Source organism: Duganella rivi (assembly GCF_009857435.1).
GTDB classification, from domain to species: Bacteria; Pseudomonadota; Gammaproteobacteria; order Burkholderiales; family Burkholderiaceae_D; genus Rugamonas; species Rugamonas rivi.
On sequence record NZ_WWCK01000004.1, the window covers coordinates 640,594 to 666,067 of the forward strand.

General features: G+C 62.1%; 25 protein-coding genes. 10 read left to right on the forward strand and 15 right to left on the reverse strand.

Annotated features, from left to right (window positions below; all coding sequences use genetic code 11):
* Nucleotides 1-17 precede the first annotated feature (17 nt).
* Nucleotides 18-932 (reverse strand): OmpA family protein, encoded by a 915-nt coding sequence (locus GTP45_RS15390; protein ID WP_229258474.1) that lies wholly within the window; start codon nucleotides 930-932, stop codon nucleotides 18-20.
* Between the two features lie 17 nt (nucleotides 933-949).
* Entirely contained in the window at nucleotides 950-1,327 is a 378-nt protein-coding gene (locus GTP45_RS15395; protein ID WP_161014728.1) for a DUF4398 domain-containing protein, read from the reverse strand.
* A 124-nt stretch (nucleotides 1,328-1,451) separates the two neighbouring features.
* On the opposite strand from GTP45_RS15395, the gene GTP45_RS15400 reads away from it, so the two are divergent.
* On the forward strand, nucleotides 1,452-3,422 hold the full coding sequence (locus tag GTP45_RS15400) for an AsmA family protein (protein ID WP_161014729.1): 1,971 nt from the start codon (nucleotides 1,452-1,454) through the stop codon (nucleotides 3,420-3,422).
* Between the two features lie 81 nt (nucleotides 3,423-3,503).
* Nucleotides 3,504-3,719, forward strand: a complete 216-nt coding sequence (locus tag GTP45_RS15405; RefSeq protein ID WP_161014730.1) for a YMGG-like glycine zipper-containing protein — start codon at nucleotides 3,504-3,506, stop codon at nucleotides 3,717-3,719.
* 48 nt (nucleotides 3,720-3,767) lie between these two features.
* Here the strand turns inward: GTP45_RS15405 and GTP45_RS15410 are convergent, their stop codons facing one another.
* On the reverse strand, nucleotides 3,768-4,487 hold the full coding sequence (locus GTP45_RS15410) for a Crp/Fnr family transcriptional regulator (RefSeq protein ID WP_161014731.1): 720 nt from the start codon (nucleotides 4,485-4,487) through the stop codon (nucleotides 3,768-3,770).
* A gap of 108 nt (nucleotides 4,488-4,595) precedes the next feature.
* Here GTP45_RS15410 and GTP45_RS15415 point away from each other — a divergent pair, with 108 nt between their 5' ends.
* The 5 genes from GTP45_RS15415 to cls all read left to right on the forward strand — a co-directional run bounded on the left by GTP45_RS15415 (nucleotide 4,596) and on the right by cls (nucleotide 9,402).
* Nucleotides 4,596-5,201: a glycine zipper 2TM domain-containing protein gene (locus GTP45_RS15415; RefSeq protein ID WP_229258475.1), complete on the forward strand. Its 606-nt coding sequence runs from the start codon at nucleotides 4,596-4,598 to the stop codon at nucleotides 5,199-5,201.
* A 78-nt stretch (nucleotides 5,202-5,279) separates the two neighbouring features.
* Complete coding sequence (locus GTP45_RS15420; protein WP_008446864.1) at nucleotides 5,280-5,426, forward strand: lmo0937 family membrane protein; 147 nt, start codon at nucleotides 5,280-5,282, stop codon at nucleotides 5,424-5,426.
* A gap of 82 nt (nucleotides 5,427-5,508) precedes the next feature.
* Nucleotides 5,509-6,045 carry a DUF3617 domain-containing protein gene (locus GTP45_RS15425; protein WP_161014732.1) on the forward strand — a complete coding sequence of 179 codons (537 nt, stop codon included), beginning with the start codon at nucleotides 5,509-5,511 and terminating at the stop codon, nucleotides 6,043-6,045.
* A 62-nt stretch (nucleotides 6,046-6,107) separates the two neighbouring features.
* Nucleotides 6,108-8,072, forward strand: a complete 1,965-nt coding sequence (locus GTP45_RS15430) for a site-specific recombinase (RefSeq protein ID WP_161014733.1) — start codon at nucleotides 6,108-6,110, stop codon at nucleotides 8,070-8,072.
* A gap of 1 nt (nucleotide 8,073) precedes the next feature.
* On the forward strand, nucleotides 8,074-9,402 hold the full coding sequence (gene cls, locus GTP45_RS15435) for a cardiolipin synthase (protein WP_161014734.1): 1,329 nt from the start codon (nucleotides 8,074-8,076) through the stop codon (nucleotides 9,400-9,402).
* Here the strand turns inward: cls and GTP45_RS15440 are convergent.
* The 3 genes from GTP45_RS15440 to GTP45_RS15450 are packed head-to-tail and all read right to left on the reverse strand — an operon-like array spanning nucleotide 9,399 to nucleotide 11,791.
* Nucleotides 9,399-10,217, reverse strand: coding sequence for a metallophosphoesterase family protein (locus GTP45_RS15440; protein ID WP_161014735.1), 819 nt, complete (start codon nucleotides 10,215-10,217; stop codon nucleotides 9,399-9,401). The genes cls and GTP45_RS15440 overlap by 4 nt on opposite strands.
* 9 nt (nucleotides 10,218-10,226) lie before the next feature.
* Nucleotides 10,227-11,120 (reverse strand): diacylglycerol/lipid kinase family protein, encoded by an 894-nt coding sequence (locus tag GTP45_RS15445; protein ID WP_161014736.1) that lies wholly within the window; start codon nucleotides 11,118-11,120, stop codon nucleotides 10,227-10,229.
* 5 nt (nucleotides 11,121-11,125) lie between these two features.
* Nucleotides 11,126-11,791 (reverse strand): phosphatase PAP2 family protein, encoded by a 666-nt coding sequence (locus GTP45_RS15450; protein ID WP_229258476.1) that lies wholly within the window; start codon nucleotides 11,789-11,791, stop codon nucleotides 11,126-11,128.
* Nucleotides 11,792-11,977: 186 nt separating this feature from the next.
* On the opposite strand from GTP45_RS15450, the gene GTP45_RS15455 reads away from it, so the two are divergent.
* Complete coding sequence (locus GTP45_RS15455; RefSeq protein ID WP_090192292.1) at nucleotides 11,978-12,208, forward strand: hypothetical protein; 231 nt, start codon at nucleotides 11,978-11,980, stop codon at nucleotides 12,206-12,208.
* Nucleotides 12,209-12,280: 72 nt separating this feature from the next.
* Here the strand turns inward: GTP45_RS15455 and GTP45_RS15460 are convergent, their stop codons facing one another.
* Both GTP45_RS15460 and GTP45_RS15465 read right to left on the reverse strand, forming a co-directional pair.
* The gene (locus GTP45_RS15460; protein ID WP_161014737.1) at nucleotides 12,281-13,354 is read right to left on the reverse strand and encodes an AI-2E family transporter; all 1,074 of its coding nucleotides are present in this window, start codon (nucleotides 13,352-13,354) and stop codon (nucleotides 12,281-12,283) included.
* 86 nt (nucleotides 13,355-13,440) lie between these two features.
* Nucleotides 13,441-14,340 (reverse strand): LysR family transcriptional regulator, encoded by a 900-nt coding sequence (locus tag GTP45_RS15465; protein ID WP_161014738.1) that lies wholly within the window; start codon nucleotides 14,338-14,340, stop codon nucleotides 13,441-13,443.
* 99 nt (nucleotides 14,341-14,439) lie between these two features.
* Here GTP45_RS15465 and GTP45_RS15470 point away from each other — a divergent pair, with 99 nt between their 5' ends.
* A complete protein-coding gene (locus tag GTP45_RS15470) occupies nucleotides 14,440-15,456 on the forward strand; it encodes a zinc-binding alcohol dehydrogenase family protein (RefSeq protein ID WP_161014739.1) in 1,017 nt (338 codons plus the stop codon).
* Here the strand turns inward: GTP45_RS15470 and GTP45_RS15475 are convergent.
* From GTP45_RS15475 to GTP45_RS15495, 5 genes are all read right to left on the reverse strand, one after another.
* The gene (locus GTP45_RS15475; RefSeq protein ID WP_161014740.1) at nucleotides 15,453-15,992 is read right to left on the reverse strand and encodes a hypothetical protein; all 540 of its coding nucleotides are present in this window, start codon (nucleotides 15,990-15,992) and stop codon (nucleotides 15,453-15,455) included. The genes GTP45_RS15470 and GTP45_RS15475 overlap by 4 nt on opposite strands.
* Before the next feature lie 89 nt (nucleotides 15,993-16,081).
* Nucleotides 16,082-17,281, reverse strand: a complete 1,200-nt coding sequence (gene alaC / locus GTP45_RS15480; protein ID WP_161014741.1) for an alanine transaminase — start codon at nucleotides 17,279-17,281, stop codon at nucleotides 16,082-16,084.
* 99 nt (nucleotides 17,282-17,380) lie between these two features.
* Nucleotides 17,381-17,584, reverse strand: a complete 204-nt coding sequence (locus GTP45_RS15485; protein WP_161014742.1) for a hypothetical protein — start codon at nucleotides 17,582-17,584, stop codon at nucleotides 17,381-17,383.
* Between the two features lie 3 nt (nucleotides 17,585-17,587).
* Nucleotides 17,588-18,442, reverse strand: a complete 855-nt coding sequence (locus GTP45_RS15490) for an EamA family transporter (RefSeq protein WP_161014743.1) — start codon at nucleotides 18,440-18,442, stop codon at nucleotides 17,588-17,590.
* Nucleotides 18,439-21,822, reverse strand: coding sequence for a DUF748 domain-containing protein (locus GTP45_RS15495; RefSeq protein ID WP_161014744.1), 3,384 nt, complete (start codon nucleotides 21,820-21,822; stop codon nucleotides 18,439-18,441). The genes GTP45_RS15490 and GTP45_RS15495 overlap by 4 nt, the downstream gene beginning before the upstream one ends.
* A gap of 51 nt (nucleotides 21,823-21,873) precedes the next feature.
* Between GTP45_RS15495 and GTP45_RS15500 the strand changes: the two genes are divergently transcribed.
* The gene (locus GTP45_RS15500; RefSeq protein ID WP_161014745.1) at nucleotides 21,874-23,010 is read left to right on the forward strand and encodes an aminotransferase class I/II-fold pyridoxal phosphate-dependent enzyme; all 1,137 of its coding nucleotides are present in this window, start codon (nucleotides 21,874-21,876) and stop codon (nucleotides 23,008-23,010) included.
* A gap of 11 nt (nucleotides 23,011-23,021) precedes the next feature.
* Here the strand turns inward: GTP45_RS15500 and GTP45_RS15505 are convergent, their stop codons facing one another.
* Nucleotides 23,022-23,237, reverse strand: coding sequence for a hypothetical protein (locus GTP45_RS15505; RefSeq protein WP_161014746.1), 216 nt, complete (start codon nucleotides 23,235-23,237; stop codon nucleotides 23,022-23,024).
* A gap of 37 nt (nucleotides 23,238-23,274) precedes the next feature.
* Nucleotides 23,275-25,470: an aldehyde oxidoreductase molybdenum-binding subunit PaoC gene (paoC, locus tag GTP45_RS15510; RefSeq protein ID WP_161014747.1), complete on the reverse strand. Its 2,196-nt coding sequence runs from the start codon at nucleotides 25,468-25,470 to the stop codon at nucleotides 23,275-23,277.
* Nucleotides 25,471-25,474: the final 4 nt, after the last annotated feature.

Consider the following 25,474-nt stretch of genomic DNA (forward strand, 5'->3'; position numbering starts at 1 on the left):
CTCCTTCAAAGGTAAGATTAACGGCGGTTGGCAATCGGTGCGCCATTTTGCGACAGCACAATTTCAACGCGACGGTTCAACTGGCGGCTGCCGGCGTCGGCATTGCTGGCCACTGGATAGGCCTCGCCATAGCCACGGGTGGCGATCTTGGCAGCCGGGACGCCCAGGCCGGTCAGCGCGGCGCGCACCGATTCGGCGCGGCGTTGCGACAGTTCCAGGTTGTGCGAAGACGTGCCGGTGCTATCAGTAAAACCTTCAACCAGCACCACGCTTTGCGGCTCCTGCATCAGCACATCAGCGACTTTCTGTGCAGTGCGCATACCTTCGGCGCTCAGTTCAGCGCGATCAACGTTAAACAGCACGTCGCTCAAGGTGATCACGATGCCGCGCTCGGTCTGCTTGGCTTGCAGATCGGCCAGTTGCTGCTGCAAGGCTGCATTGCGGGCGGCTTCATCGCGTGCGGCATTGCCAGCGGCATCTGCCTGGGCGCGGGCCGCATCGGCATCAGCCTTGGCTTGCTCAGCTTGCGACTTGGCTTGCATGGCCTGCGATTTTGCGCGGTCTGCTTCAGCGGTGCGCGCCTGCAAGCGAATTTCGTCGCGCTGGCGGGCCGCGTTGGCAACCTCGGATTCGGCCTGCTTGGCGCGCGCTGCTTCCTGCGCGGTGGCGATCTTCTGCTTGGCGATGTAGGCCAGCTTATCGATCTCGTTCAAGCTTTCCTTTTTGGCGGCGGCCGCATTAGCACGATCCATCGCATCGGACGCGGCTTTGAATTCCAGTGGCGCATTCGCTGCCACCGACGGATTATTTTGCGCCGCGACGAAATCGCCGCGTGCTTGATCAAGCTGGCTGGTGGTGGTCGGCGTGGTGCTGCATGCAGCAAACATCACCGACATGGCAAAGGCAGTCGGCAGCAGGATGAGTTTTTTCATGATGGTCTCCGTTCGATTTATTGTTGGCTAGTAGCGTTAGCGCGTTGCAGTTCCTCGCGCAGCAGGCGGATATTTTGTTGCAGCTCATCGGCAGCCATGGTGGCCTTGCTCGAGTTGGCCTTGCTCTGCGCCAGTTGCGCATCGGCCGAAGCCTGGATGGCCAAGTCCTGCGCCGCCTTGTAATCCTTGGCGGCCAGCGCTTGATTGGCGCGCATCAGTTTTTCACGCGCCGATTGCATCTCGGCCGGCGCAAGGTCAGCAGCACCAGCGCTGGTGGCAGCGGCCACCGCTTCGCGCGAGACCGCCACATCGGCAGTCGCAGGCGTCTTATCGCTGGCGCAAGCACTCAGGCCCAGCACCAGCACGACGGCACCCAGCATTTTTAATTGGTCCATTATTTTTCTCCTTGAGGTGAGTGGGACGATTACAGTTATAGGCTCAGGTTCAATTGCCATCAGTACGGTGACGCACAAAAACGGAATGTGTAAAATGATGCAACTAGAAGAATCAAGGTCCGTTATGCCCTCGCCCGTCCTCCGCCGCCGCCGAATTGCCATTGCCGCCGCCAGCCTTGCGCTAGGCGTGCCGGTGGCCGCCGTGGTTGTCCTCGGCAATGTCGACTGGAATCAGGCGCGGCCGTGGCTCAACGACAAGATCAGCGCGGCCATCGACCGGCCGTTCGAGATCCGCGGCGCCGTGTCGCTGGCATGGCGCCAGCAAGGCCGCTGGCTACCGCTGCCGCACCTGGTGGCGCGCGATGTCCACGTTGGCAATCCGCGCGGCATGCAAGCGCCCAGCGAAATGGTCAGCGTGAGCCAGTTCGCGTTTGCCATCGACCTGCTGCCGCTGCTGCGCCAGCGTATCGAGATTCCCGAGCTGCGCTTTGACAATCCCGCCCTGCTGCTGCAACGCGACGCCGATGGCAAGAACAATTGGACCTTCAAGCGCGACGACCAGCCTTCCGCATGGAAGCTGGAGGTCAACCGCGTGGTGTTCTCCAAAGGCACGGTGCGCTACATCGACGCCATGACGCACGTCGACGCCAGCGCCGATATCGACACCATCAGCGATCCGCGCTACGGCGTCGCGTGGCAGCTGCACGGCAAATGGAATAACCGCGATGTGAGCGGCAGCGGCAAGGCCGGCGCGGTACTGTCCTTGCAGCAGCAAAGCACGCCCTTCCCGCTCGCGGCCCATCTCAACATCGGCGGCACCAATATCAGCTTTGAAGGCACGCTGACCAAGCCGGCCTCGCTGGCGGCCATCGACATGCGGCTCAAGCTGTCCGCTCCCAGCATGGCGCGCCTGTACGCGCTGACCGGCGTGCTGCTGCCGGAAACACCGCCATTCGTCACCGAAGGCCACCTCACCGGCAACCTCGGCGCCAACGCCAGCCACTGGATTTACGACCAGTTCACCGGCAAGGTCGGCCAGAGCGATATCGGCGGCAAGCTCGATTTCAAGACCGGCGAACCGCGCCCGCTATTGAGCGGCACGGTGCAGTCCAAGCTGTTGCAAGTATCCGACCTCGGCCCGCTGATCGGCGCCGACTCCAACGCCAGCAAGGAAGCGCGCGGCGCCGATGCCGTCCAGCCGGGCAACAGAGTGCTGCCAGTCGAAACCTTCCGCACCGAGCGCTGGACGGCCATTGATGCCGACGTCAACTTCAAAGCTGCGCGCATCACCCGCAACAAGGATTTGCCGATTCAAAATCTGGAGACGCAAATCCACATGAAGGATGGCGTACTGGCGTTGAAACCGCTGAACTTCGACATCGCCGGCGGCCGCTTCACCTCCACCGTCATGCTCGATGGCAGCGGCAAGGTCAATCCCAACGCCATCCGCGCCGAATTGAAAGCCGGCGCGCGCCATCTGCAACTCAAGCAGCTATTCCCCGGCATCGACGGCATGCAGGCCACGGTCGGCGAAGTCAATGCCGACGTGGCGCTGACCGCCGCCGGTAATTCGGTGGCCGGCCTGCTCGGCGCCTCCAACGGCGAGTTGAAAGGCGTGGTCAACGAAGGCAGCGTCAGCAAGCTGCTGCTGGAAGCCATGGGCCTCAATATCGGCAGCGTGGTGCTGACCAAGATGGTCGGCGACAAGCAGGTCAAGCTCAATTGCATGGTGACCGATTTTGCCGTCACCAACGGCTTGATGAAATCGCGCCTGTTCGTGGTCGATACGTCCGAGGCGCGCATCGATATCGGCGGCACCGTCAACCTCGGCAACGAGAAGCTCGATCTGACCCTGAAGCCCGACGCCAAGAGCATGCGCGTGATTTCGCTGCGCGCGCCGATCTACGTGCGCGGCACGTTCAAAGAACCGGATATCAGTGTCGACAAAGGCACGCTGGCCTTGCGCGCCGGCGGCGCCTTGGCACTGGCGGTGGTGGCGCCGGTGGCGGCCATCGTGCCGCTGGTCAGCGCCGGCCCGGGCGAGACGGCCGGCTGCCAGTCTTTGATGGCGCAGGCGGGCGCGGTGAAACGCTGATCCCTGCTCAGAGTGCGATGGCGAACGGAAGCAGGCGGCGCGCGTGCTTATCCTGACACCACCTACAACAAGGAGATCACCATGAACAAGATCAAGCTTATTGCAGCAAGCCTCGCCGTGCTGGCGGCGGCAACTGGTTGCGCCAATATGTCGGCGCAGGATAAAAATACCGCGATTGGCGCGGGCGTCGGCGCAGTGGCCGGCTCAGTACTGACCGGCGGTAGCTCGGTCGGCACCGTGGGCGGCGCAGCGGTCGGCGGCGTGATCGGTAACCAAGTGCAGAAGCCACCGCGTTAATCGATCTTCGCTCCAGGAACAACGGGCCTCGGTTCACCGAGGCCCGTTTTATTTTTCCTTGAACAGATCGTAGCAGTGGCAAGAGACGGCTTCCAGGCCGACCGAGTCGAGGATCTCGATATTGCCGCGGCTGTAGGTAATCAGCTTTTGCTGCAGCAAGGCGCTGGCCGCCTTGGTCACGCCGACGCGGCGCACGCCCAGCGCATGCGCGAGAAACTCGTGGGTGAGATGGAATTTATCCGACTGCAGGCGATCCCGCGTAATCAGCAGCGAGCGCGCCAGCCGTGCCTCCAGCACGTGGAAGCGGCTGCACACGGCAATTTGGATCGCCTGCGTCAGCAAGGCATCCGTGTAGCGGTGCAGCAGATGCTGCAACGATTCCATGCGATAAAACTCGGTCACGAAATCCTCGACCGCCATCCGGTACACGCGGCCAGAACGCTGCACCACCGCCCGCACCTGCGACAGCGGATTGCCCAGCACCACCGAGGCGCCCAGCATGCCCTCGCGGCCCAGCGAGCCGACTTCCAGCGTCATGCGGCCCTCGGCCACGCCGAGCAGCGAAATCAAACAGTCGATGGGAAAATAAACATGCCGCAGTTCCTGTCCCGGTTCCGACAGCAACTGGCCGTTCTCCACCCGCACCGTCTCACATTTCTGCGCCAACTGCAGCTGATCGTCGTCCGGCAAGCTGGCCAGCAGGCGATTGTTCGCCAGCCGCAGGGGCGCGCGATCTTCGTCGATGGAGGTTGAGGTCGTGGTGTGCATGCTCGCAGAATAAGGGCAATTATTTGCACTGTATGTACGCTGACGCACGGAAGACTTAGATGTCCTTGAGGAAAATATGCGCCTTAATCAATAACAGAGGACACACCCATGGATACCCCAAACAAACCAGCCACCCATCCGATCATGGTCATTGCCGCCGTGGCGGTCGTGCTGTTCTGCGGCGTCGGCAGCGCAGCGATCCTGGGCTGGCTGCCGACCTCCAACGCCACCGTGCCGGCGCAAGTGAGCGGCCTGCCGCCGGCGCCGGAACGGGCGCCGAAGACTGCGTTCAACGACGCAGCGCAAGCACCGCAGCAGCAATCCCTGGCGCAGCAAGGCCAAGGCCAACTGCCTGAACAGGAAGCCCGCCAGGCGCCATGCGCCAATTGCGGCGTGGTGGAATCGGTGCGCGCGATCGAGCATCGTCCAAAGGGCAGCGGCGTCGGCGCAGTCGGCGGCGCAGTGCTGGGCGGCCTGCTCGGCAACCAGGTCGGTAGCGGCCACGGCCGTCAACTGGCAACCGTCGCCGGTGCGGTCGGCGGCGCAGTGGCCGGCAACCAGATCGAAGGCAATATGAAAACCACCCACACCTGGGACGTGGTGGTTCGCATGGATAACGGCACCAAGCGCACCTTCCACAATTCGCAGCAGCCATCGTGGCGCTCGGGCGATTCCGTGCGCGTCGTGAACGGCCAGCTGCGTTCGATGGACTAAGGAGCAAGGTACGGCAGCGTACAGAATTCACAACGGTGCATGTAGATAATAGATCCAACACAACCCGAGGAGATCATCATGCTTTATACCATTGCTGTCGTTCTGCTTATCCTGTGGCTGCTGGGCTTGGTGACGTCGTACACCATCGGCGGCTTCATCCACATCCTGCTGGTAGTAGCCATCATCATGGTGCTGCTGCGCCTGATTAGCGGACGCGGCGTGTAGCCTTCTCCGCAATCGGATTAAACGGCGCCCGCTGAACCGGGGCGCCGTTTTCGTTTATGCTAGCCGTTTTCGGGAGGACATCATGAAACGTCTGTTGCTCGCTTTAGCAATCGCGGCTGCCGCTCAAGCCTCCGCGCAAACGCAAACCATCAAGCCCGGCTTGTGGGAATTGAATAACAAGGTCAAGACCGGCAACGCCGAGCAAGACCAGGTCATGAGTGCCGCCCTGGCCCAGCTGGCCGCCATGCCGCCGGCACAGCGCGCGCAAATGGAAGCGATCATGGCGCAGAACGGCGTCTCCATGCCCAAGGCCGGCAGCGACGGCAGCATCACGCTAACCGCTTGCGTCACGCCGGAGATGGCCTCGCGCAAGGAGTTGCCGATGAATCAAAAAGGCAAGTGCAATACCAGGCAAGAGCCGGTGGCGGGCGGCATGAACGTTTCCTATACCTGCACCGATCCCGCCTCCAGCGGCACCGGGCAAATCCGCTTCAACGGCGACAATGCCTACACCATGACCATGAACGTCACCAACAACACCAATGTCGGCCCACGCACGGCCACGGTGGAATCGACCGGCCGCTGGCTCGGCGCCACTTGCCCGGCCAAGCCAAAATAGTGCCAAAAAACTATGTACGATAGCGTACATACAGCAGCTTGCATCGCCGCTATACTCGGACGATGCTAGAAATCCTTGAACAAATTGACGCGGACAGTAGCGATATCGGCCTGATGGTCGCGCTGTTCGACACCCTCCGCCCCGCGCGTGCCACCGATGGCGCGCGAGCCACGGCCAATGTCCGCACCTTGTGCCAGCTATTGAAAGGCAATCCCGGACACGCGCTGGCCCTGCGCGCGTATGCGCGCAACATCCTTACCTCGCGCCGCCACCCCAGCTTGTACACCGAGATCGGCGTGCTGTCCAACGACGGCTTCTTCACCGAACTGAAAACCCGCATCGCCTACCGCGTCCTGCCACCGGCGCTAGGCAACGATTACCTCAGCGAGGCGCTCGATCAAATCGTCTACAAGCGCACCGATTACCTGTGGATGACCGCCGTGCCTGTCGCCGACTGGCTGGCCCTGTTCGACGTGGTGCAGCAGGCCGAGCCGGACGATGACCGCAACCTGATGCTGCCCGGCCTGCTGGACGCCATCCGCACCCTGTCCTACCGCGTGTGCGCGATCGGCCTTGAGCCGCGCCTGACCAATTTCCACACCGAGATGGAGACCTACGAATCACCGTTCATGGTGCAGAACTTCGAGGTCAACGCCTATCTCGACGCCTACCAGCGCAAGCTGGCCGGTGAAGACGTCGCGCTGGACGACACCCGCCACCTGCTGGTGATGCTCGACCAGTGCGACACCGTGATCGGCAAGATCCGCAAGAAAGCCCTGAGCCAGGGCACCAGCATCGCCCTCACCTACCTGCTGGTGTCGCTGATGCAAAGCCTGGATCGCATGCGCAAGCTGCTGTTCCTGGTCGATGGCCATCACGACAGCGAGCGCCGCAACGCTGCCGTCGCGCTGGGCCTGGAACTGGTGGAAGCCCACAACAACAAATACATGGTGCGCGACCTGCTGCGCGATAACATTAACCTGCTAGCCCGCAACGTCACCGAGAACGCCAGCCACACCGGCGAACACTACGTGGCCGACAACCGCAAGCAGCTGGTTGGCATGTTCTTCTCGTCGGCCGGCGCCGGCCTGGTGATCGGCTTCATGGCGCTGTTTAAAATCCTGATGTCCTACCTGCGCGCTGCGCCGCTGGTGGAAGCCTTCCTGTTCAGCATGAACTACTCGCTGGGCTTCATGTTCATCCACCTGCTGCACTTCACGGTGGCGACCAAGCAGCCGGCCATGACCGCGTCGCGCATTGCCACCGGCCTGCAATCGAAGGACGGCCGCAATATCGACCTCGACAGCATGGCCGAACTATGCGCCAAGGTGATCCGCACGCAAAACATGGCGGTGCTGGGCAACCTGGCGGTGGCGATTCCGACCGCCTACGCCATCGCCATGGCGTGGCCGCTGATGACCGGCCATCACTTGGTCTCGCCTGAAAAGGCCATGCACCTGCTGCACGACATCGATCCGATTCATGCGCCGACCTTGATCTACGCGGCGATTGCCGGCGTCTGCCTGTTCGTTGCCGGCCTGATTTCCGGCTACTACGACAACAAGGCGCTGTACACGCGCTGGGCGCAACGCATCTCGCAGCTACGCGGCCTGCGCTGGCTGCTGGGACAAGAACGCTTGAACCGTCTCGGCGTCTACATGGAGAACAATCTTGGCGGGCTGATGGGGAATTTCTTCTTCGGTATTTTGCTGGGCGTGATGCCGTTTATCGGCTTCGTGCTGGGCATTCCGCTCGATATCCGCCACGTCACCTTCTCGTCTGCCAATTTTGCGACAGCAATTGTTGGACTCGATCACAATGTCAGCTGGGAATTAGTTGTGACCTCGGTGGCAGGTTTCTTGTCTATTGGTACGGTTAATCTGCTGGTCAGCTTTGGACTGGCGCTGTGGGTGGCGCTGCGTTCACGCAAGGTGCACTTCAAGCATGGCTGGCAATTGCTCAAGGCGCTGGGCCGCCGCTTCCGCGAAAGCCCGGTTACTTTCTTCTTTGGCTCTAAGGACGAATAAAATGACTTCGCTGCGCATGCGTATCTTGCTACCCTTGTTGCTGATGTGCTGGGGCTTGCTGGGCGCCTGTGCATCGCTGCCGAACGTGCAGGACTTGGGCGAACAACTGGCGCCGGCATCGGCGGCGACCAAGAGCAAGATGGCCAAGCGCTGGCCGGGCGCGGCGCTGGAAGAAGCAGCCACTGGCGTACCGCTCATCCCCGGTAACAAGTGCACGCTGCTGTTCGACGGCCCGCAGACCATGAAGGCCATGCTGGAAGCAATCGCTACCGCGCGCAATCACATCAATCTCGAAACCTATATCTTCGATCAGGACGAACTGGGCCTGAAGTTTGCCGATGCACTGATCGAGAAGCAGCAGCAAGGCGTGACTGTCAATATTTTGTACGACAGCGTGGGCACGATCGGCGTGCCGGCCGAGTTCTTCGCGCGCATGCGCAAGGCCGGCATCCATTTGATTGAGTTCAATCCGGTGAATCCGGCCAAGGTCAGCGGCGAAGGCTGGAATCTCAACAACCGCGACCATCGCAAGGTGCTGATCGTGGACGGCAAAATGGCGTTCACCGGCGGCATCAATATCAGCAAGACCTACGCCAAGAGTTCGCTATTCCGCTCCGCCTCCAAACCGACCGACAAGTCGCAAGTGGGCTGGCGCGATACGCACATCAAGGTGGAAGGCCCGGCGGTGCAGGCTTTCCAGTGGCTGTTCATCCGCCAGTGGACGTCGCAGGACAAGGAAGAACTGCCGGACGCCGACTACTTCCCCAAGCCGATCATCGCCGGCGACAAGGTGGTGCGCGTGCTGGGCAGCGATCCGGGCGGGCAGTTTGAAATCTACAAGGCTTACGCGCTGGCGATTCAGGAAGCCAAGAAAACCATCCATCTCACCTCCGCCTACTTTGTACCGGACCGGCAAACCGTGGATGCGCTGATCGCGGCGGCCAAGCGCGGCGTGGATGTGAAGATCGTGCTGCCTGGCGTGTCGGATAGCGGGCTGGTGTTCTACGCCGGCCACGCGTTCTACGATGACTTGCTGTCGGCGGGCGTGAAGATCTACCAGCTCAAGCTAGCGGTGCTGCACGCCAAGACCGCCGTCATCGACGGCAACTGGTCGACGGTCGGCTCAACCAATATCGATACCCGCAGCTTCCTGCACAACAGCGAACTCAACGTGATCGTCATGGGCGATGCTTTCGGCACCGAGATGGAGCGCGCGTTCCAGGAGGATTTGCGCGACTCGAATCAGATCACGCTGGAGGAATGGCGCAACCGTCCGGTGCTCAACCGCATGAAGGAATGGGCGGCGCGCTTTATGAATTACTGGCTCTAGGCCTCTGCCGCCAGCGACCAGGTGTCGCCGCTGCGGCGGAAGCATTCGGTATGAACCGGTTCAAAGCTGGCCGTGCCCTCGATCCAGCTGTAGCGCTCGACCTGCACATCATCGGGCGCCACGCGCAGCACGTTGAAAGAGTTGGACTCCCCTCGCCCGCGCGTGGAAGTCGCTGTCCCCGCCTGCACCACCAGCGCCGCATAGCCACTGATCTTGTAGCGCTGCGCGCTATTGCCCGCGTGGCTGGAATGCAGGTGGCCTGCCAGCAAAACATCGACGCCGCACTCGGCAAAGGCTTGCATCGCCATTGGCGCGCGGTCGACTAGATCGTCGGGATCGAAGTTGTCCGGCAAATCGAAAGGATGGTGGGTGACGATGATGCGCGTATGCTCCGGCCCCACCGCCTGCATGCGCTGGCGCATCTGCGCCAGTTGTTCCTTGTTGACGCGACCGTCTTTAAACGTCAGCGAGCGCGCAGTGTTAATGCCGAGGATGGCGATTTCCTCATCCACGTATTCCGGCGCCAGATCCAAGGTGACGTAGCGCGTGTACTTGCGCAGCGGCGTCAGGAAGCGGCTGGCGACGTTGTACAGCGGGATGTCGTGATTGCCCGGCACCACGATCTGCGGCCCCGGCAAGGTGTCGAGATAAGCGCGCGCGGCTTTGAATTCTTCGGTCTTGGCGCGCTGGGTCAGGTCGCCCGACACCACCACCACATCCGGGGCCAGCTTGGTCACCAATTCCTGCAAGGGCCGCAGCAAGTCTTGATCGACGCGACCGAAATGCAAATCGGATAAATGGACGATGGTGCGCATGCTCCCCTCCTAGTCGGCCGGCGGCACAATCACGGTCAGCGCCGCTGCCCGCGAACGATAGCACAGTGGCGGGCTCATCAGCGTTACTTCGCCGTCGGTGGCGACACGCAGGCGCTGGTGGCGCGTCTCTATCGTCAGCTCGGAAGCTGACAATACATCAAAATCGCGTGCCGCTTTCAATTGGCCGAACAGCGCGTGCACGGCGTAGCGCAGCAAGCCAAGCCGGGTGGGCTTCTGCGCCACGTACAGGCACAGCTTACCGGTATCGAGCCGTTCGCGCGCGCCCAGCGTCAGGCCTTGCAGGTACTCGTTGTTGCCGATGAAGACGAAAGGCGTGCGGCGCAGATGCTCGTCGCCGTTAATCTTGAGCCGCACGCTGAGGAAGGGAAAGCGCCGCAGCGCCGTGAACAGCGCCAGGCCGAACGCCGGCCACTTGCCGCGGCCGAGATGGCGCTGTTGCTGCTCGCGGTCGCGCACAAGATCGGGATAAATGCCGAGGCTGGAGTTGTTGAGGAAGATACGGCCGTTGACCTCGCCCACGTCCACTTGCGCCGCAACGCCGTGCACTGCATTGGCGACTGCCTCGTCCAAGTCCAACGGAATCTTCAAGTCCTTGGCGAAGTGATTGAGCGTGCCGAGCGGCAGCACGCCAAGCCGCGTAGGCGTCCCGACCAGCACCGAGGCCACGGCGTTGATGGTGCCGTCGCCGCCGCCCGCCGCCACCGTGGCCGCGCCTTCGGCCACGGCCCGTTCAGCGCGGGCAATCATCTCCGCGCCGCTTTTCGCCAGCGTGATATCGGCCTCCACGCCTTGCGCGCGGAATTTCTCGGCCAGCGCAGCAGTCCATCCGCCGCAATATCCCAGGCCGGCGCTAGCATTGACGATGACGACAATATTATCCATACGGTTTATAGAGTTTTAGCCTCGCGCCGGCGGCGCAAGGTGGAGATAGCGGTAATACACACAGCCAGCCACGCCACGCTCCCGGCCATCGCGGCCAGCACGTCGCTCACATAATGCGCGCCAAGATAGACGCGGCTGAACGCTACCAACAATACCATCGATACACACAGCACTACCGTTGCCACGCGCACGCTCCAGGCCGGGCGCGCGATCACCAGGTAGCTGGCCAGCAGGCCATAGAAACAGGTCGCCGCCGTGGTGTGGCCGCTGGGGAAGCTGTACGTCGCCAAGGTCACCAGCGGATCTTCGAACACCGGCCGCGCACGCTGGAACACGTGTTTGAGCGCCACATTCAACACCATCCCGCCCGGCACCGAGAACGCCAGCGCCAGCAGCCAATAGTAGGCCTGGGCGCGCCACAGATAGGCCGCGAACGCGCAGAACAGCAGCGCCATGCCGGCCACCGTGTGCATCGCCGAGACGCCGTACATGAGGCTCGTCAGCGGCTCAAATGCGTTGGCGTTGAACCAATGCGCCACCTGCACATCCAGCACCGTGATCGCTTCCTGCCCCATCACCGCCTCGGCCAGCTCGTGAAAAACCATCCCCGCCGCCAGCAGCAAGGCCATGCCGACGGTCAAATGCAGGCCGAATTCCCCGCTCGGAGACAATCTTGCCTCTACGAAATTAAGCAGTTTGCTAATAATTGGTCCTTTAGGCCTTTGCGCCGATGAAGTTGGCGCAAAAACCACGAAATACGAAATTTACTGTTTATTTGCACAGTACCTGTTTATTCATACAGTAGTTATGCTATTCTGAACTCCTCGTTAAACACATCACCAACAAAAGGAATTCACATGAGCACTCTGAACAGCAGCTATGGTTCCCGCTTCGGTCTGGAATACCTGCCAACCTCTTTCATGGTTCGCATGGGCAAACGCGAAATGATGGTGTGCCGCGATTTCCGCAAGCGTTTCTACGCTGTGAACCCGATCATGGAATGCGACACCGGCGTGCAGGCAGGCCACCTGGAAGTGCTGCTGTTCCGCCGCTGGTTGCTGATCCTGTCGAAATCGAAGGCTCACTAATGGTTGCCGGTGCCAGTTGCCCTACCCAGTCGCATGACAGGCCGGCCAACGCCGCTGCTTCGTTAGCGCTCCTCACCTGGGTGTGGCAACTGGCGAACCGACATCCGCTGGATGCGCCTCGTGCCACAGGGTTACAAACAGAACCATCACCACCGGGCCGATAAACAGCCCAACGAGGCCTAGGGTTTCCACCCCGCCGAGTATGCCGAACAGTACGGCCAGGAATGGCAGCCGCGTCGCGTTGCCGATGATGCCGGGCCGTACAAAGTGATCCGCCACGAACAGCACCACGCCGCCCCATGCCGCGACCGCAATTGCCGCAGGAATGGCGCTATTAAAGGCCAGCACAGCAGCCGCGCTTAAAAACGCCAGCGGCGCGCCAAACGGAATGATGGCCAGAATGCCGGTCGCCGCTGCCCACAGCGCCGGCGACTTCAGTCCCGTCAGCGCGTAGCCAATGCCGATCAACACGCCTTCCGCCAAGCCTACCAGCACCAGTCCGTTGACAGTGGCGCGGATGGCAGTCGGAATTTTTTGCGCGTAATGCGACCAGCGTTCCTGGCTGAACCAGCGGCTGCCGATGGCGGTGATCTGGCGGTTGAGCACTTCGCCATCCTTGTAGAAGAAGAACAGGCACAGGAAGGCCAAGCCAAAATCCACCAGCCGGTGCATGAAGCCCACGCCGGCAACTTTAATCATGTCGCTGGCCGAGTGGAAGCCGTTGATCTGGCGTTCGGACACCAGGTGCGACAAGCCGTGCGGCTGGCTCAGCGTCGCTTGCCACCAGTCGGTAATGGCGTCGCCGATCACCGGCAGGTGCTGCACGAAGAGCGGCACCGGGATGCCGTCCGTGTTGGCGGTGACCACGTAGTTGGCCAGCTCCGGCGCTTGCTTCGCTGCCTGCGCCACGCCCAGCAACACCGGCACGATGAACACCGCCGCCATCAGCAAGGTCAGTACCACTGCCGCCCAAATGTGATGACGGCCGAAACGCGACCGCATGCGCTGGTACAGCGGCCAGGTGGCAACGCATAAAATCCCGGCCCAGATCAGCGGCAGGAAGAATCGCTGCATCACGAATGCGGCCAACGCAATCAAGGTCAGCGAAAAACCGGCGCTCAGGATGTCGCGCTGGGTTTCGGTCATGGCTCTCTCCCGGATGTTCTTGTTGCCGCTATGGTAAGCGCATTTTGCTGCGCCGCAAGCACGGCAGACGCCGATTTCAGGTGTCCTTAAGCTTTTTCACACTGCGCGCGCAGGAAGTCTCGCAGTTGCAGCACGGTCGGCGTGACTTGCGAACGGTGCATGCACAGCATGTTGAGCGCGGTGCGCTCGCCCAGCACGTCGGGCAGCAGCACTTGCAAGCGGCCGGCGCGTATGTCGGCGCTCAGGTCGAGCCGCGACTTGTAGGCGATGCCGACACCGGCCACCGCCCAGCGCCGCACCACGTCGGCATCGTCCACGCTGCGGTTGCCATTGACGTGGATGACTTCCGGCTCGGCGTCGGCATCACGGTAGAAACTCCAGCGGTCGTGGACCACGTCTTCCAGCATGAATCGCAGGCAGTTGTGGCGCGCCAGTTCATCCAGTGAATTCAACTTGCCGTGCTGCTTGATGTACTCGGGCGACGCCACCAGCACGCGGCGGTTTTCCGGCGCCAGCGGAAAGGCGATCAGGCTGGAATCTTCCTGTACGCCGTAGCGGATGGCGATATCAACCGGCTGCCGGTACATATCCGACACCCGATCGCTGATGCTGAGCTGGAAGCTCACTTTTGGATACAGCGCCTGAAACTCATCGAGCCAGGCTATCACCATGTTGCGCCCCAAATCTGAGGGCATGGAAATTTTCAGCGTGCCGCCCAGCGTTTCCTGCCCTTGCATCAGGGCGTCATGCCCTTCTTTCAGCAGACGCAACGCTTCGCGCGCATGGCGCAGGTAGTGCTCGCCCTCCTCCGTCAGCCGCAGCGAGCGCGTGGTGCGGGCGAATAAGCGCAGCTTCAACTCGCCCTCCAGCCGCTTGACGGCGGCGCTGGCCAAGGCCGGGGAAATCTCCAGTTCCCGCGCAGCAGCCGACAAGCTGCCGCGGTCGGCGGTACGGACAAACACGGTTAAATCATCCAGTCTCAGCATTTTCTTCAATTTTTTGAAAGTGTTTCTGCGTAACGACTCTTTTTCAGCGCCACGAAATAAATGATGATACGCCCATACCAACCTTTTCGGAGCATTTGAATGAAAGCCATTGCCTACCGCCAGTCCCTGCCTATCGACCACGCCGATTCCCTGATCGACATTGAACTGCCAGCGCCACAAGCCGCTGGCCGCGACCTGCTGGTTGAAGTGCGCGCCATCTCGGTCAACCCGGTCGACACCAAGATTCGCCGCAACGTGCCGCCGGCCGAAGGCCAAGCCAAGGTGATCGGCTGGGATGCCGCCGGCGTGGTAAAAGCCGTCGGCCCGGACGTAACGCTGTTCAAGGTTGGCGACGAGGTCTGGTATGCAGGTGACCTGACCCGCCCGGGCACCAACAGCGAGTTGCATCTCGTAGACGAACGCATCGTCGGCTTCAAGCCAAAGAATATCGATTTCGCCCAAGCCGCAGCGCTGCCGCTGACCACCATCACCGCGTGGGAGCTGCTGTTTGACCGCCTGCAAGTGTGCCGCGACGCCGGCTCCACGCAGGGCAAGTCGCTGCTGGTGATTGGCGCGGCGGGCGGCGTCGGTTCCATCCTGGTGCAACTGGCGCGCCAGCTGACCGGCCTGACCATCATCGGCACCGCCTCGCGTCCTGAAACCGGCGAGTGGATCAAACAGCTGGGCGCGCACCACGTCATCGATCACAGCAAGCCGCTGAACGAAGAAATCGCCCGCCTCGGCCTGCCACCGGTGACGTATGTCGCAGCATTGAACCAGACTGATCACCACTGGAACGCCATCAGCGAACTGGTCGCGCCACAAGGCAAGGTCGCCCTGATCGACGACCCGGAATCGATCGACGTGCGCACGCTGAAACGCAAGAGCGTCTCGCTGCACTGGGAATTCATGTACACCCGCTCGATGTTCCAGACCTTCGATATCCAGAAGCAGCACCAACTGCTGAACGACGTGGCCAAACTGGTGGAAACCGGCGCGGTGAAAACCACGCTGGCGGAGCGCTTCGGCAAGATCAACGCCGCCAACCTCAAGCGCGCACACGCCCTGATCGAGAGCAATACCGCCAAGGGCAAGATCGTACTCGAAGGTTTCTAACCGGAGACCAAGGCCCGCGCTGCGGCTGCCGCTGCCGAATCCGCCTCGGCCCGCAGCCGCGCCAGCACCGCCTCGTCGTGCCGGGTCAGCGCTTCCTGCATGCGGCTGGCAGAGGCGCACGAGGCTTCCAGCACTTGCACCAGCGCCGCCTGCCGGCGCTTCAGGCCGGCCGACTCGTAGCCGAGCTGCTCGAACATGCGGCCGATGTCGGTGCAATAATCGCGCAGTTCCATCATGGTGTTCTTGGTGAATTCAATGTCGGTGCGCATGCTGTGATCGAGGTCGAGCATTTCCTGCTTTTCCTGCGCCACCGGCGAGATTTCGCGGATGCTCGGCCCCCAGCGGTCAAATTTAACGGCGATGCGCTTCATGCTGGCCGTCTTCTGATCGAGCATGCGGCAGTAATGCCAGCACAGCCAGCACACCGGCAGGCGCGCCATAAAACGCGGCAAGCCTGCCGTGGTCAAGGTACGTTCGAGTTTTTGGACTGAGGCAACCAGACGCCGCGCGCTGGCCCCTGTTGGAAAGTGGGACATGATGGTAGCTCCGTAGATGAGGTCCAGGAAGCTACGGTAGCTGCCGCATCAAACACATGATTTGATGCGGCTTAAACTTCGTGCAGATTTTAGACGCTGGTCTTGCGCAGCATGGCTTTGATACCACGCAGACCTTGCCTGATGCGGGCCTCGTTCTCAATCAGCGCGAAACGCACGTACTCGTCGCCGTACTCCCCGAAGCCGATGCCGGGGGAGACGCAAACCTTGGCCTCGGCCAGCAGCAGCTTGGAAAACTCCAGCGAACCGAGATGGCGATACGCCTCCGGGATGCGGGCCCAGATGTACATCGACGCCTTCGGCTTATCGACCGGCCAGCCGGCCTCGCACAAGCCCTTGTGCAGCACGTCGCGGCGGCTTTGATACTGCGCGCAAATCTCGCTCACGCATTCCTGATCGCCTTCCAGCGCCGCAATCGCCGCCACCTGCACCGGCGTGAAGCTGCCGTAATCGTGATAGCTCTTGATGCGCGCCAGCGCCGCCACCAGCTCCTTGTTGCCGACCATGAAGCCGACGCGCCAGCCGGCCATGTTGTAGCTCTTGGACAGCGTGAAGAACTCCACCGCCACCTCGCGCGCGCCCGGCACCTGCATGATGGACGGCGCTTTCCAGCCGTCGAACACGATGTCCGCGTAGGCCAGATCATGCACCACCAGGATGTTGTGCTGCCTGGCCAGCGCCACCACGCGCTCAAAGAACTCCAGCTCCACGCACTGCGCAGTCGGATTCGATGGGAAGCCGAGGATCATCATCTTCGGTTTCGGGTAGCTCTCGCGCACCGCGCGCTCCAGTTCGTCGAAGAAGTCGACGCCGGGCGTCATGCGCACCGAGCGGATATTCGCGCCGGCAATCACCGCGCCCCAGATGTGGATTGGGTAGCTTGGATTCGGCACCAGCACCGTGTCGCCTTGATCCAGCGTCGCCAGCATCAAGTGCGCCAGGCCTTCCTTGGAGCCGATGGTGACGATGGCTTCCGAGTCCGGGTCGAACTCGACGTCGTAGCGCGTCTTGTACCACTTGGAGATGGCGCGGCGCAGGCGCGGGATGCCTTTCGAGGCCGAGTAGCCGTGGGTGTCGGGACGTTGTACCGTGTCGACCAGCTTGCTCACGATGTGCGGCGGCGTGGCGCCGTCGGGATTACCCATCGACATGTCGATGATATCCTCGCCGCGACGGCGTGCCGCGAGCTTGAGCTCGGCGGTGACATTGAAAACGTATGGGGGTAAGCGATCGATGCGCGCAAAGCTGCGCGGCGATGAAGAGTCAGTCATGAATTGTCCACGTAAGCGCCCGGATCCGTCCGAGCGACGTCGATGCTGAGTGCATCGGGATCGATACTAGACGATCCCGTTCACGGCTGGCAAGTGGTTTTAAACGGCGGCAGGTTTATCGTGTTCGCTGAACCACTCGAACAAAATCAGGCCGATGATGGAAGCAATCGGCATGGTGCACAGCGCGATCAGCACCCACAGCACCGGCGAACGGCCGAGGCGCTTGGCGGCAATGCCGATGAACACGAGGTGCAGCACCAGGCACACGAAGATCGCAATCCCGGCCGCGATGATCAGCAGCACCGACTAGCGTAACGAGGTCAGTGCCGACGCGGCCACGATGGCGGCAATTGCCGACCACTGCGTGACCGTCAAATGTTCGCCCAGCACCGCCATGCCGGCCAGCGCGCTCAAGGCCGGTGCGGCGCTGCTGAACATGCTGAAAGTACGCGACGACAGCGTGCGCATCGACAGCATCTCCAGCGTGTACGGAATCGCGCTCGACATCACCGCAATCGCCGCGCCGACCAGCAGGAAGGACGGCGTCAGCAGCGCCTGGCCCGCGTGATACGCGCCGATCGGCACGATGAACATCGACGCCGCCAGCATGCCCCACGCAACCGACTGCCCGCCGGACATCGACGACACGCGCTTGCCGTAGATGATGTACAAGGCCCAGCACACGGCGGCGCCAGCCGCGTACGCCACGCCAACCGGATCGAGTTGATCGACGTGGCCATGAATCGGCAACAGGAAGTACAAACCGGCCACGGCCAGACACACGGCGACGAAATCGCGTGGGCGATGCGAAGCCAGCACCGCCACCGTCAGCGGCCCCGCCACTTCAATCGCCACCGCAATGCCCATGGGGATGCGGCTGAAGGAGCGATAAATCAGCAGGTTCATCAAGCCGATCACCGAGCCGTAGATGGCGACGTTGATGGCCTGCTTCAGCGTCAGCGGCGTGCGCCATGGGCGGAAGATCAGCAGCATCACCAGCGCCGAAATACCAACGCGGTAGGCCGTCACGCCCTCCACGCCGACCTTGCCAAACAGGTGCTTGGCAATCGCCGCACCCACGTTCAGCGATAACTGGCTACACAGCAGTGCCAGTCCGGCTAGCCAGGGATTACCGGGCGCTTGCGTTTTTTCCTGGCTCATCTTGCCGACAATTCCAGCTTCAGCGCGACCGGCTTGCCGGCATCGCTGTCGGTGGTAGCTGGCGCTGTGGCTTTGGCGGCTGCGAGTGGTGCGCCCGCGTCCTTCAACACCGCCATGATCGCCGCTGCACGCTTGGCGCCCAGTTGCGGCAAGGCGTCCTTCGGCAGTGGCTGGTTTTGTTCAAGGCGTTCTTGCAGCTTGTCGTAGAACGCGGTGGCGTCTGCGACTTGCGGCTCACCCTGCACCATCTTACCCAGACGCTGCAACACCGGCAGCTTTTTCGGCGTAACCTCTTCTGCACCGGCGGCGCTTTCGGCGGCTTTCTTTTGCTTGTCCAGCTCTGACGTGCCGAAACGTTCGGCGTACAGGTCGCGCAGTGCGCCACGTACTTTGCGCTGGCCGATGTCCAGCGGGCCGGGCTGTTCATCCGCTGCCAGCTTGATGTCGGCGCGTGCCAGCACCACGCGGCGCAGGGCTTGTGCGCGCAAGGCTGCGCTGTCATTGGCGTCGTTGTACGCCGCTGGCACGGCCAATTTCAGATCCGGTTTCTTGGCGAGGATTTTGGCGACGTGTTGCAGCTTCTCGCGTTCTGGCGGCAGCACCACGTCGCTGCCGGCATCAAAGTCCACCGTTTCCAGCTTCTCGCCGCTGACGCCGAACAAGCTGCCCAGCATGCGGAATGGCGAGGTCACGATCTTGGTCATGATGTTGCCAAGCGCTTTCCACACCACTGCGCCGTAGCTGAAGTCCGGGTCGTTCAGGTTGCCGGAAACCGGGATGCCGAGGTCGATGCGGCCGTTGCTGTCCTTGAGGATGGCCAGCGCCAGCTCCAGCGGCAGCTTGAGTGCGTCCGGGCTGTCGATGCGTTCGCCCAGCGTCAGGTTGTCGAGGATGACTTGGTTATTGCCTTCCAGCTGGTTGTTGCGGACTTTGTATTGCAGGTCGAGCGAGATTTTGCCTTCGGCGATTTTGTAGCCGGCGAATTTCATGCTGTACGGCGAGGCCGAGACCATGTCGACGTTTTTGAACAGCACATTCATGTCGGTGTTATCGGCCGGCACGAATGGATTCAGTTGGCCGCGCACGCGGGCAAGGCCGTAGTCATCGACGCGGCCGTCCAGCTCGATCTGGCTGCGCGCGTCGCGCTTGGACGAGAGGCCGGTGATCACGCCGTTCAACTCATAAATCTTGGCGGCGAATTGCGGACGCAGGCTCAAGTCGGTGAAGTCCAGCTTGGCGTTCTGTACGCGCACGCGACGCATGCGGATCGGGAATGGCTCGGCGGCTGGCGCCGCCGCAGCTTGCGGCGCAGGCTGGGCCGGCGCGGGCTGTTCCACCAGCAACCGTTGTGCATTGAAGCTGCGATCATTCTCAATAATCAGAATCGCATTCGGCTCGACAACGCGCAGTTCTGCCACGTCCAGTAAATCAGGTTTCAGGCTGAGCGCCACCTTGTCCGCGCGCACGGTCTTCCAATGCGCGAAGCGGTCGTTATCGAGTTCGTTGAGGGAGAGTTCAGCCACTTCCAACGAGCCGTCATAGCGCAGCGCCGGATCGGCCTTGCTGCCGCCCGCGCCAGTGCGCAAGCGGCCCTGCGCATTGATCGCGCCCTCGGCGATCTTCAGCTTTACGTACTTGCCAAGCAGCGGCTGCACCGGCGCCAGCGCCAGCTTGCTGAGATTGAGATCGACATCCACCGCACCGGACGACGGCACAACCTTGCCCTTAGCCGTCAACTGCCCGCCCTCGCGCAAACCGACACCGCCCTCAAACGCCAGCGGCTTCTTCAAATCCGTACCAGCATCGCGCACCTTCAAATTGAAGTCTTGCAGATTAACCTTGATGCCGGTCGCCGCGTCGTCGTAACGCGCCCCAAACTTATTCAGCTCAACCGACTTAACATCTGCCACCCAAGCCGGCGACGCGGCGGTGGCCGGCGCTGCGCCCGGCGTGGCCGCAGCGGACACGGGTGCGGCGCTGCTGGAGCCCGGCAGCGCTGCGAGGAACAGGAACTTTCCTTGCGCGTCGCGCGACAGGTCGAGCTGGCCGCCGTCTGCGTACAGGCGCCCCACGCTGGCCTTGCGCGCCGCGATATCGACCGACGCCTCATCAAAGCCAATCCGCACCAACTTCAGCGGCGCGAGCGAGCCGCTATTCATCGCCACGTTATCCATGGCGAATGCAGCACCATCGATGCTCAGCTTATCGCCATCCATCTGCAAGCCCAGCTTCAACTTTGCATTATCAGCCGTCACCTTCAGCACCGGACTCACGGTCTGATCAACGTAACTGAGCGCGACCGCATCCAGGCCGACCTGCTTAAGCTGCACCTTCCAGCCTGGCGTAGACGTGGCTGGCTTGGCTGCGGGCGCGCTTGCCGGCGCTGGCAGCATCAAGCCCGCCACGTCCAAGTCACCGCGCGCATCACGACGCACTGCCAGCGCACCACCATTCAACTGCAAGCCGCCAACCACCACCGACCGCTTCAACAAATCCACGCCAACATCGCTGACCGCCAATTGCTTCAACTTCACGAACGGCGCATCAACGCCGCGCTTCAGCGACAAATCACTCAAGCTCAGTCCCGCGCCCGACAAGCTGGCATCCAGCTTGCCATCCTTGTAGGCGAACTTGTACGGCAACTGCGCCGACAACTTCCCATCCGCCACCACAATCCGCGAGAACGACTTCAAATACGCCGCCACACCCGGCAACGACACATTCTCCAAGCTCAGCACGCCGCTGCCACCGATAGGATTAACCGCCGCTACGCCCTTCCAGCGCAACTTGCCGCCCAGGCCCGCATCCGCGCTCAGCGTGTAATCGCCGTTTGCGTCCGGCAGCGTACTCAAATTATTCAGCGAGAAGGTGATCGGCGTGAAAGTGTCGTTATAGCCGGCATGCTGATCGTGCATCACCACCTTGCCGCCATCCATCGCAAAGTGCTCGATGATGAGACGCGGCATCGGCGAGTCTGGCTCATCCTTCTTATGCTTATCCAGCGTCGCCAGTAACTCGGCGATATTGAACTTGCCATCCTTGGCGATCGCCAGCTGCAAGGCCGGCTCGGTGATGCGTATCTCGGCGAAACTCCAAGCGCGGCGGAACAGCGAGCGCCACTGCATCTCGACAGCCAAGCCGCCCACAGCAAACAGCGGCGCATCATTGGCCTCGGTAAAGCGCACCTCATGCGCCTCCAGCCGCAGCGTGAACGGATTAAAACTGAGCTGGCCGATGCTGGCCTTGCGCTCCAGTTCGGTCTCGGCATACTTCGGAAGCTGGCTCCTGATAACGCTAGGCAGCAGCCAAAAGCCCGCCACCGCGTACACCCCGACCGCGCTCGCCGCGCCTATCGCCCACCGCTTCCATCGTATCGTCATACCCGCCAACCTTTGCTTTTTTTATGTTACAGGCAACAGTATAATCGAAGCATGAATGCGCAACTTGAACCCTTCCACGCCATCGCCATCAGCAAATTGGCGCACGCCCTGAAAGCCCAGGGCCGCTCGATCATCCATATGGAATTCGGCCAGCCGTCGACCGGCGCGCCTAAGCCCGCCATCGCCAAGGCGCATGAAGTGCTGGATGCGGAAAGCATGGGCTATTGGGAAAGCGCGCCGCTCAAGCAGCGGCTGGCGCAGTTTTATCAGGAGCGCTACGGCGTGCACGTGAGTGCCGACCAGTTCGTGCTGACCTGCGGCGCCTCGCCGGCGCTGGTGCTGGCCTTGAGTTCGCTATTCTCGCCGGGCGACCGCATCGCCATGGCGCGGCCCGGCTACGTGGCGTATCGCAATACGTTGAAGGCGCTGCACATGGAGCCGGTGGAAATCGCCTGCGGCGCGGACGTCGGTTTCCAGCTGACCGCCGCCGCGCTGGCCGCAGTGGAACCGGCGCCGCAAGGCGTCATCATCGCCAGTCCAGCCAATCCGACCGGCACGCTGATCAAGGCTGAGGAGCTGCAAGCCATCGTCAAGGTGTGCCGCGAACGCGGCATCCGCATCATCTCGGACGAGATTTATCACGGCCTCAGCTACGTGGAACCGGCGCAGACCATCCTCGCCTACGAGCCGCAGGCGCTGGTAGTCAGCAGCTTCTCGAAATACTTCAGCATGGCGGGCTGGCGTCTCGGCTGGCTGCTGGCGCCGATGGAACACATCGAACGCGCGCAAGCCTACTGCGGCAATCTGTTCCTGACGGCGCCCTCATTGAGCCAACACGCCGGCCTGGCCGCGTTTGATGCGCTGGATGAACTGGAAAGCCACATCGACGTCTACCGCGAAAACCGCCGCCTGCTGCTGGCCGCCCTGCCGGAACTGGGCCTGACCACGGTCGCACCGCCCGATGGCGCGTTTTACATCTACGCCAGCATCGCACACCTGACCGACGACAGCCTGTCCTTCTGCAAGCGGCTGCTGGAAGACACAGGCATAGCCACTGCACCCGGCATCGATTTCGATCCGGTCGACGGCAAGTACTTCATCCGTTTCAGCTTTGCGGTCTCCACGCCGGAGATCGCCGAAGCGATCCGCCGCCTGAAGCCGTGGTTCGCCGCCCAGCCAAAGCGGTAAGCGGCGATAAGCTATTGCTCGGTCATGCCCCGTAGGTTTTCGATATCGGCCACCGCGTGCCGCCAGGCGACCTCGGCATCGAGCACCGGCGCCGATTGCAGGCCGAGTTCTATATCCTTGAGCACTTTATTGCCGAGGGAGATCTTGTAGCGCAGCGCCGTGTATTCCACGTCATAGGTTCGCTTCAACCCTTGCGTGCGCGTGTAGGTGTCGTGAGAGGCAGGCATATATCCTCCTTATTCAGAACGTTGGTCTAGGATAGCACTAACTCAGATTGGCTGGCATTTTTGCGATCAGCTTGTCCAGCGTGATCGGGTAATCGCGGATTCGCACGCCGGTGGCGTTGTAGATGGCGTTGGCCACCGCCGCCCCCACGCCGCAGATGCCCAGTTCGCCCACGCCCTTGGCCTTCATCGGCGAGGAGATGGGGTCGGTTTCATCAAGGAAGATCACCTCCTGGTGCGGAATGTCGGCATGCACCGGCACCTCGTAGCTGGCCAGATCATGGTTGACGAAAAAACCGCCGCGCTGGTCGATCACCAGATGTTCCATCAAGGCTGCGCCCACGCCCATGGTCATCGCGCCGATGACCTGGCTGCGCGCGGACTTCGGATTGAGGATGCGGCCCGCAGCGCACACGGCCAGCATGCGGCGCACGCGCACTTCTCCCGTGGCGGCGTCAACACCGACTTCCACAAAATGCGCGCCAAAGGTCGATTGCTGGAACTTCTTGTCGAGATCGCCGTATTCCATGGTGTCCTCGGCCACCAGCTCGCCATTGGCCGCAGCCTGGGCCAGCGGCAGGATGCGGCCGTCCGCCCGCACCGAGCCGTGGGCAAATTCGGCCACGCGCTGGTCGAGACCCAGCTTTTGCGCCGCCAGCTCGCGCAGCTTGACGCAGGCCGCGTACACGCCCGCCGTCGAACTGTTGCCGCCCCACTGCCCGCCGGAACCGGCGGACACCGGAAAGTCCGAATCGCCAAGCTTGACCACCACTTGCGTGAGCGGCACGCCCATCATCTCGGCCGCGGTCTGGGCGATGATGGTGTAGCTGCCGGTGCCGATATCGGTCATGTCGGTCTCCACCGTCACCACGCCCTGGCTGTCCAGGCGCACGCGCGCGGCGGACTTCTGCACCAGGTTGTTACGGAACGCCGACGCCATGCCGATGCCCACCAGCCAGCGGCCATCGCGCATCTGGCCCGGCTGTGGATTGCGCTTGTCCCAGCCAAAGCGCTCTGCGCCGATGCGCAGGCAGTCGACCAGGCGGCGCTGCGAAAACTTGCGCTCGCGCTTGGCCGGATCCACGGTGGTGTCGTTGATGATGCGGAAAGTAATCGGATCCATCTTCAGCTTTTCCGCCATTTCATCCATGGCGATTTCCAGCGCCATCAGGCCCGGCGCTTCTCCCGGCGCGCGCATAGCGTTGCCCTCGGGAAGATCCAGCACAGCCAGCCGCATGCGCGTCATCCGGTTCGGCCCGGCATACAGCAGCTTGGTTTGCTGCACGGCCGTTTCCGGCTTGCCGTCGGGGAGATCGCCCGACCAGCTTTCGTGCGCGATGGCGCTGATCTTGCCTTCGCGGCTGGCGCCGATGCGGATACGCTGGATGGTGGCCGGCCGGTGCGTGGTGTTGTTCATCATCAGCGGCCGTTGCAACGCGACCTTGACCGGCCGCCCGGCAGCCTTGGCGCCCAGCGCCGCCAGCAGCGCCTCGGAACGCAGGAACAGCTTGCCGCCGAAACCGCCGCCGATGTAGGGCGACACCAGCCGCACCTTGTCCTCGGGGATGCCCAGCGTCTTTGCCATGTCGCCCTTGCCCCAGTTGATCATCTGGTTGGAAGTCCACAGCGTGAGCTTGTCGCCTTGCCACTCGGCCAGCGAAGCGTGCGGCTCCATCATTGCGTGCGACTGGTCGGGCGTGGTGTAACTGGCGTCCAGCCGCACCGGCGCAGCGCTGTAGGCTTTGTTGAAATCGCCCACCTGCTGGTCTTTGTTTTCCTTGTCCTTGTCCGGCTTGGCCGTGTCGCGCACCTTGGCCAGATCGTAAGCGCCCTGCTGCTTGCTGTACTGAACCTGCACCAGCTGCGCAGCTGCGCGCGCCTGCTCGAAAGTCTGCGCCACTACCAGTGCAATCGCCTGATGATAGTGCTGAATCTCCGGCCCGCCCAATAGCCTGGCGGTGTTGAAATCGCCCTTGCCGAGCTTGCCTGCGGAATCCGCAGTGACGACCGCCAGCACGCCGGGCGCGCGCTTGGCCGCGCTCACATCAAGCGACGTGATGCGGCCCTTGGCTATCGCCGCGCCGACCACATAGCCATAAGCAGCCGGCTTCTGATGTTCGTATGCATACGGCGCGGTGCCGGTGGTTTTGTAGGGGCCGTCGATCCGATCGGTGGCGCGGCCGATTACTTTCAGTTGATCGATGGGATTGGTGGTGGCAGGCGTGGTAAATTTCATCGGT

Coding starts and splice junctions, on each gene's coding strand:
- GTP45_RS15390 (WP_229258474.1), bottom strand. CDS start 932: ATGAAAAAACTCATCCTGCTGCCGACTGCCTTTGCCATGTCGGTGATG.
- GTP45_RS15395 (WP_161014728.1), bottom strand. CDS start 1,327: ATGGACCAATTAAAAATGCTGGGTGCCGTCGTGCTGGTGCTGGGCCTG.
- GTP45_RS15400 (WP_161014729.1), top strand. CDS start 1,452: ATGCCCTCGCCCGTCCTCCGCCGCCGCCGAATTGCCATTGCCGCCGCC.
- GTP45_RS15405 (WP_161014730.1), top strand. CDS start 3,504: ATGAACAAGATCAAGCTTATTGCAGCAAGCCTCGCCGTGCTGGCGGCG.
- GTP45_RS15410 (WP_161014731.1), bottom strand. CDS start 4,487: ATGCACACCACGACCTCAACCTCCATCGACGAAGATCGCGCGCCCCTG.
- GTP45_RS15415 (WP_229258475.1), top strand. CDS start 4,596: ATGGATACCCCAAACAAACCAGCCACCCATCCGATCATGGTCATTGCC.
- GTP45_RS15420 (WP_008446864.1), top strand. CDS start 5,280: ATGCTTTATACCATTGCTGTCGTTCTGCTTATCCTGTGGCTGCTGGGC.
- GTP45_RS15425 (WP_161014732.1), top strand. CDS start 5,509: ATGAAACGTCTGTTGCTCGCTTTAGCAATCGCGGCTGCCGCTCAAGCC.
- GTP45_RS15430 (WP_161014733.1), top strand. CDS start 6,108: ATGCTAGAAATCCTTGAACAAATTGACGCGGACAGTAGCGATATCGGC.
- cls (WP_161014734.1), top strand. CDS start 8,074: ATGACTTCGCTGCGCATGCGTATCTTGCTACCCTTGTTGCTGATGTGC.
- GTP45_RS15440 (WP_161014735.1), bottom strand. CDS start 10,217: ATGCGCACCATCGTCCATTTATCCGATTTGCATTTCGGTCGCGTCGAT.
- GTP45_RS15445 (WP_161014736.1), bottom strand. CDS start 11,120: ATGGATAATATTGTCGTCATCGTCAATGCTAGCGCCGGCCTGGGATAT.
- GTP45_RS15455 (WP_090192292.1), top strand. CDS start 11,978: ATGAGCACTCTGAACAGCAGCTATGGTTCCCGCTTCGGTCTGGAATAC.
- GTP45_RS15460 (WP_161014737.1), bottom strand. CDS start 13,354: ATGACCGAAACCCAGCGCGACATCCTGAGCGCCGGTTTTTCGCTGACC.
- GTP45_RS15465 (WP_161014738.1), bottom strand. CDS start 14,340: ATGCTGAGACTGGATGATTTAACCGTGTTTGTCCGTACCGCCGACCGC.
- GTP45_RS15470 (WP_161014739.1), top strand. CDS start 14,440: ATGAAAGCCATTGCCTACCGCCAGTCCCTGCCTATCGACCACGCCGAT.
- GTP45_RS15475 (WP_161014740.1), bottom strand. CDS start 15,992: ATGTCCCACTTTCCAACAGGGGCCAGCGCGCGGCGTCTGGTTGCCTCA.
- alaC (WP_161014741.1), bottom strand. CDS start 17,281: ATGACTGACTCTTCATCGCCGCGCAGCTTTGCGCGCATCGATCGCTTA.
- GTP45_RS15490 (WP_161014743.1), bottom strand. CDS start 18,442: ATGAGCCAGGAAAAAACGCAAGCGCCCGGTAATCCCTGGCTAGCCGGA.
- GTP45_RS15495 (WP_161014744.1), bottom strand. CDS start 21,822: ATGACGATACGATGGAAGCGGTGGGCGATAGGCGCGGCGAGCGCGGTC.
- GTP45_RS15500 (WP_161014745.1), top strand. CDS start 21,874: ATGAATGCGCAACTTGAACCCTTCCACGCCATCGCCATCAGCAAATTG.
- GTP45_RS15505 (WP_161014746.1), bottom strand. CDS start 23,237: ATGCCTGCCTCTCACGACACCTACACGCGCACGCAAGGGTTGAAGCGA.
- paoC (WP_161014747.1), bottom strand. CDS start 25,470: ATGAAATTTACCACGCCTGCCACCACCAATCCCATCGATCAACTGAAA.